Raw genomic sequence first — 6280 nt, 5'->3', positions numbered from 1 at the left:
ATTTGTTGTCAGCAATTTACAATTATGAGTTAGCTCTAGGGGATGAAATTTAAAACCTCTAATTATAACATAAATCTAATGAATGTTCAATTATTTGTAACTACCCATAGTTTAGAAACAGTTGATGCGATGTTGGATGCTAGCGATTCGGAGACAGACTTAGTTCTTTATCGTTTAGAGAAACGGGAGTCACAAACTAAAGCTATTCGGTTAGATAGAGAAACACTCCATATAGTTCGGGATGAGTTGGGACAGCAGGTTCGCAGGTGAACCGCAGTTACGCACTCATCGGAGTAGAAGGCCCACAAGATCAAGCATTTGTAGGCAAAGTGCTCAAGTTCCTGGGCTTTCAATCTTTTGACGGACAAGAATCCAAATTAGAACCATTTTGGCGCAATTTCATACCTCCTTATCCCAGACAGGGAAACTTATACAAGCGTCTTGATATGCCTTCTATCTTGTTGAATGACACTCTTTCTGTTGCTATCTATTCTGGGGAAGGAAGCAATTTGGGAAGAAATGTTAAAGCAACTTTTGCTAACCATCCTGAATATAAAGCAGATATTGCAGCCTTTGGAATAGTTGCTGATTCTGACAAGAAGCATCCTGATACTGTTGCTAGAGACTATTCTCAGCAGTTTCAGAATGATTTTCCGGGATTTCCAAATCAGGCTGGGATTTGTCAGGAAGGGCCACCGCGAACAGGAATTTATGTTTTGCCAGATAATCAGCAGCAAGGTGTTTTAGATAATTTATTGTGCGAGTGCGGCAACGTTGTCTATCCTGAAGTTATGAATTGCGGGCTGGCTTATTTGAATGGCCTGTCTGAGGAACACAAAAATCACTGGGGCCCGTTTGATGATCGGAAAGCTTTAGTTGCTACTGTTGTCAGTGTTCTCAAACCGGGGAAGACTAATACAACAAGTATTGCTGATAATAATTGGGTCAGCGAACAGACGCAACAGCAGGTTCCTGCTTTGGCAAATTTTATTGAGTTTTTGAGGCAACTTTTGGAAGTGAGTTAATGGACGATCGCACTTCACAAAAAAAGTGCGATCGCCCTCAAAGATTACTCTTTCCAGTAACGGGTTAAAATCCGAATTACCTCACCCGCTATCGGCGATGGTAGAGGCGGGCTCCATTCCCCAACTTCTGCAAAACCTAAAACGTGCAACAGATTAACGATGCTGTCTACCGCTTTGGGAACGCCACACAACAGCAAACGAATCGGTTGCTTACCTTGAGGTACATCAGGAATTTCTTCCCGGAGCAGTTCGGGAACTGATTTTGGCTGTGATATCATACAGTTTCTCCTAAATATGGGAGTTCAAGCCCCCACCGAACGATTGCGAGTCTGAGCGGTGGGGGTTTTGTTTGGTGTCTACTCTAAAGTATCACGGTATGCACTCCGAGTCAACACATGAGGGTGAAATTGATACTGTAGAGGTCAAAAAAAGGTACAATAGGGCAGTAAAAGCACAAATAACAGCCTTGCCAGCAAAACTCCCCAGAATAGTTGTATATCTTCCAGAAGAACTTAAAGCAGACCTAGAGCGGTTAGCCAAATCGCATTATCGGCCGGTCTCGAATATGGTGTTGACATTAATTCAAGAAGCAGTAGATGAGGCTAAATCTGAGGGGAGAATTCAAAACGACGATCGATCGCAGCAACAAAAAAGCGATAGCAACGAGTAATATCATTTAAGGTTGTTTCTGAATGATTTAACCGCAGAGGACGCAGAGAGCACAGAGGAAGAGAAGAGAGAGATGAAACATGGTGCACACGCTACCTATTACTTACTCTTGGCCAGATGAATGTCTATTTCCTGCTTCAGTTCTGTCGGTCAAATTCAGCAACCTGTTTTTGACCAAGAGATGTAATCGCTAAGACTAAAACACTTAACGTAAGGCCTAAAATCGCATAACTCGGTAGTGAAAAAATAGTTACTTTAAACAAATAAGGCAATTCCCCCCCCTTCCAGTTCCACCGCCTTCCTAGAAACACCAACAGCCCGCCATGAATCACTGCGGTTTGCACCATGACACAGCCAACGCCCAATAACCAAACCGACATTCTTTGCCTAGAGAAGGCACAATTTTTAATCTGAAAACATAAATCATTCAGCAAAAAAACCACCGCAGGTGCTAACATCACAGAACTGGTTGGCTGAGAATAGTTGATAGCAATACTCAAAGTAGAAATTAGCACCATTTCAGATAAGTCAACCTTTTTTGACCAAGCAGTACGAGATTGTTTTTTGTAAAAATACCAACTCACTAAACCAACTAGCACCAGAATAATCAAGTCAGAAAATAGCTTCGCCACGAAGGGACTCGCGGGGAAAAATCTCGGTCCCATAACCCTTAAATCAAGGCGGCTCATAGAAATATAAGGATTATTCGATGGATCATTGAGCCAGAGTCGAAATCCACGAGTCGCATCCTGTATAAATTCTGTTAAGGAATTGCCCGTTACAGCTAGACCTATAACTGTCAAAAAAGTTGCCGTGATTATAGATATACACACTAGCTTAAACCGTTTTTTGATTAAAAAATAAGGAATAAATAATATAAGTAAAGTAGGTTTAAAAAATGCAATTCCTAATAAAACTCCTGCAATTACATCCTGATCTTTTCTAGCATAAATAAACATCCATAACAGCAGAACCGCAATAAAAGTTGCCACATTGCCAACTTGAAGATCGAAGACAAAACCGTAGAGGAATGCAACTGATATACTACAAATAGTCCGAAAAGCTCGTGAGTGCGACACCAACAAGATATTCGCTCCCCATAAAACAAAACCTGTGGCAATAAGATGCAGCCAAGTCCAGATTGTGAAAGCAGTCTTCATCGGGAAATAGCCCAAAAACCACAGCGGAGGAATAATATTAGGTGGATAAACAAAAGATGGAATAAACCCGCACACTTTTGTGATGCTACAGAAACCGATGTTAAACACCTCGACATTAAAGGGACTCAAATGCTGATGGGCTAATCTACTCGCTACATAAAACCACTTAAAATCCCAGTAAGGCGGATCGGGCCGATTAGTCAGATTGTAAACCAACCAACCGGTATAAGTGAGAAATCTCGTCACCACTAATACAATAACTGCTTGCAAAATAAAGTTAACAATAGGTTGACGAAAAAACAGAGTCAACCTTTGGATCGAAGGATGTTTTAAAAACAAAGAATCTTGCCATGCTGTTTTTTCGCTATCTAATCGCCAATTAAGTTTTAGAAACAAAGCGACTGCAATCAGAATTATTACATTCCAGAATCCAAAGCTAATCATATTAAATAATTTTAATAAAATTACTTTTTGATGATATCACAGCCAGAGATTATCAACTAAAAATCAGCATTTGAACCTAGAATATGGACTTTTGTTCCAGGTTTCTACCTAACTCTCTTTTCTATCTTTTCTCTGCGTCCTCTGCGGTGAGAAAAAAAATCTTATTCCCAAACGAAATAGAATTGCTATCTAAAAGCCCGATCGCACTTTTGCGCCTTGTAACCCTGTTCACCCCCAAACATATGCGTTAACCTAGTTGACTACAGCTTGTACCGCACTCCCCAACTAAATTCATGCTTCCCCGCATCAAAGAATTAGCCGCCACCCTAGCACCCCGCTTAATCGAAATTCGCCGCCACATCCACTCCCACCCCGAACTTAGTGGGCAAGAATATCAAACCGCCGCCTACGTAGCCGGAGTTCTCGCATCCAGCGGAGTCCGCGCGATCGAAGGAATCGGCAAAACAGGAGTCCTCGGCGAACTCAAAGGCCACAGCAGCGAGTCCCGGTGGCTGGCAATTCGCACCGATATGGACGCTTTGCCGATTCAAGAACGCACAAACTTAGAATTTGCCTCCCGCAACGAGGGAGTGATGCACGCCTGCGGCCACGACATCCACACCACGGTCGGTTTGGGCGCAGCCATGATATTGTCTCAGCTAGAGGAAAAATTGCCCGGTCACGTCCGCTTCTTGTTTCAGCCGGCGGAAGAGATTGCCCAAGGTGCTCAATGGATGATTAAAGACGGGGCGATGCAAGATGTTGACGGCATCCTCGGAGTGCACGTTTTTCCGACGATTCCCGGCGGTTGCGTCGGTATCCGCCACGGGGCCCTGACGGCGGCGGCAGATGACATAGAATTGATTGTGATGGGCGAATCCGGCCACGGTGCGCGTCCCCACGAGGCGATCGACGCAATTTGGATTGCTTCTCAGATAATTACCACCTTGCAGCAGGCAATTAGCCGCACGCAAAATCCTTTGAGGCCGCTGGTTTTGACGATCGGGCAAATTAACGGCGGACGAGCGCCGAACGTAATTGCCGATCGAGTAAAATTGCTGGGAACCGTGCGATCGCTTCATCCGGAAACCCACGAAAAACTACCGGCTTGGATCGAACAAATTGTTTCCAGCGTCTGCGCGACTTACGGCGCTAAGTACGAACTCACCTACAAGCGCGGCGTCCCCGGAGTCCAAAACGACCCCAAACTCACGCAATTACTCGAAACTGCGGCTTTAGAAGCTTTAGGTCGATCGCGCGTCGAAATTTTACCAGAACCATCCCTCGGCGCGGAAGATTTTTCGATGTACTTAGAACACGCACCGGGAACCATGTTTCGCTTAGGAGTGGGACTGACTGACAAACCGAACTATCCCCTCCATCACCCGCAATTTGAGGTCGATGAAGCAGCCATTGTGACCGGCGCTGTCACCTTAGCCTATGCGGCCTACCAATATTGGAAACAGCATCCAGGTTCACACTAATAGTCTGGGACGTATGGGTGGTCAGCTAACTAACCGTAGGGTACTTAGCGGCAAAAATGTTTAGTCTCTGGTAAAACATTCAACCCTGACCCACCCTACAATAACTAATTTAGAAAATTTTATGAACCTAGATTTCAATAGATTTTGCGACGCCTGCAACCCCAGTCACTCCCTCATGTTGGGAAATTCAGAAGATATTCGCTACTACATTGATTTTGCTGAGGTGCGCGGCGGGAAAATTATTAACATACTCAAACGAACAATTACCCGTCTGGCACGAGATAAACCGACTTGCCAATTATTTACCGGACATATTGGTTGCGGCAAGTCTACTGAATTATCGCGGCTGCAAAAAGAGTTGACAGATGAGGGTTTTCATGTAGTTTACTTCGAGTCAACACAAGACCTCGATGAAATGGATCTCGATTTGACAGATATCATGTTAGCGATCGCACGGCGAGTCACGCAAAGCTTGGAAGAGGGCAAAATTTCCTTGCAGCCCCAGCGCTTTAAAGAATTCTTAAAAAATAGTTGGGATTTTTTACAAACCCCTGTGACTTTAGAAGCTGAAGGAGAACTTTTTGGCAGCAAATACAAGGGCAATACAGACGGAAATCTGGAAGTTTCTCTGCCTTTAGGTATTGCCAAAATTACTGCCAAAACCAAAAGCAATCCCGACTTGCGATCTAAACTGAGACAGTACATGGAACCGCAAGCGAATAAAATGTTAGAACTGATTAATCAAGAAATTATTGATGTAGCAATTAATCAGTTAAAGCAGCGGGGTAAAAAAGGATTGGTGGTGATTGTTGACAACTTAGACCGGATAGTTTCTCGACCCAATGCAGCGGGGCGACTGTTGCCAGAATATATCTTTATTGACCGGGGCGATCAGTTGCGGCAACTGAATTGCCATTTAGTTTATACCCTGCCGCTGGGATTGATTTTTGGCAATGAAAGTGAAATTTTGAAAAATCGCTTGGGGGGCGGAGTTGACCCGAAAGTTTTGCCAATGGTACCAGTAAAGAATAGAGACGGCAGCGAATGTGTTGAGGGGATGAATTTGCTGCGGCGCATGGTGATGTCGCGGGCCTTTCCCGATGTTTTGCCAGAGGAACATATCACATTAATTACCCAAGTTTTTGACAGTCCTGAAACTTTAGATGAATTGTGTCGAGTCAGCGGAGGTCATCTGCGAAACTTGATGGGAATGCTGTTTGGTTGCTTGCAGCAAGATGACCCTCCAATTTCGCAAAATGTGTTGAAATCAGTGATTCGCAGTTCCCGCGACACTCTGATTCGCGGCATTGATAATGATGAGTGGGAATTACTGTTTAAGGTGGTGAAAGAACAAAGCATTAATGGAGATAAAGAATACCAAGATTTGCTGCGAAACCTGTGGGTTTTTGAATATGTAGATACTCAAGGAAATTGGTTTGCGTTGAATCCGCTGTTGATGGAAACTGACAAATTTAAGCTGTGGCAGCAGCAAAATTAG

At 43.9% G+C, this 6280-nt stretch carries 7 protein-coding genes; 5 read left to right on the top strand and 2 right to left on the bottom strand.

The genetic code is table 11. The features are described 5' to 3' along the window. Window positions 1–78: 78 nt before the first annotated feature. Together QUA54_RS20000 and QUA54_RS19995 are read left to right on the top strand one after the other, a co-directional pair. Window positions 79–270, top strand: a complete 192-nt coding sequence (locus QUA54_RS20000) for a hypothetical protein (RefSeq protein ID WP_333415998.1) — start codon at window positions 79–81, stop codon at window positions 268–270. Continuing rightward, window positions 267–1025, top strand: coding sequence for a DUF3226 domain-containing protein (locus QUA54_RS19995; RefSeq protein WP_333415997.1), 759 nt, complete (start codon window positions 267–269; stop codon window positions 1023–1025). Before QUA54_RS20000 ends, QUA54_RS19995 begins: the two co-directional genes overlap by 4 nt. A gap of 44 nt (window positions 1026–1069) precedes the next feature. On the opposite strand, the gene QUA54_RS19990 is transcribed toward QUA54_RS19995, so the two are convergent. Then, window positions 1070–1303, bottom strand: coding sequence for a hypothetical protein (locus QUA54_RS19990; protein ID WP_190663608.1), 234 nt, complete (start codon window positions 1301–1303; stop codon window positions 1070–1072). 188 nt (window positions 1304–1491) lie between these two features. On the opposite strand from QUA54_RS19990, the gene QUA54_RS19985 reads away from it, so the two are divergent. Continuing rightward, entirely contained in the window at window positions 1492–1695 is a 204-nt protein-coding gene (locus tag QUA54_RS19985; RefSeq protein WP_333415996.1) for a ribbon-helix-helix domain-containing protein, read from the top strand. A gap of 136 nt (window positions 1696–1831) precedes the next feature. Here the strand turns inward: QUA54_RS19985 and QUA54_RS19980 are convergent, their stop codons facing one another. After that, window positions 1832–3298, bottom strand: a complete 1467-nt coding sequence (locus QUA54_RS19980; protein WP_333415995.1) for a glycosyltransferase family 87 protein — start codon at window positions 3296–3298, stop codon at window positions 1832–1834. Between the two features lie 293 nt (window positions 3299–3591). On the opposite strand from QUA54_RS19980, the gene QUA54_RS19975 reads away from it, so the two are divergent. Both QUA54_RS19975 and QUA54_RS19970 read left to right on the top strand, forming a co-directional pair. Next, window positions 3592–4782 (top strand): M20 family metallopeptidase, encoded by a 1191-nt coding sequence (locus QUA54_RS19975; protein ID WP_333415994.1) that lies wholly within the window; start codon window positions 3592–3594, stop codon window positions 4780–4782. Between the two features lie 121 nt (window positions 4783–4903). Further along, entirely contained in the window at window positions 4904–6280 is a 1377-nt protein-coding gene (locus QUA54_RS19970) for an ATP-binding protein (protein ID WP_333415993.1), read from the top strand.

The sequence above is a fragment of the Microcoleus sp. MOSTC5 genome (assembly GCF_036701825.1).
In the GTDB taxonomy this organism is placed as follows: domain Bacteria; phylum Cyanobacteriota; class Cyanobacteriia; order Cyanobacteriales; family Microcoleaceae; genus Microcoleus; species Microcoleus asticus.
This window is presented reverse-complemented; position numbering and strand designations above follow the sequence as displayed.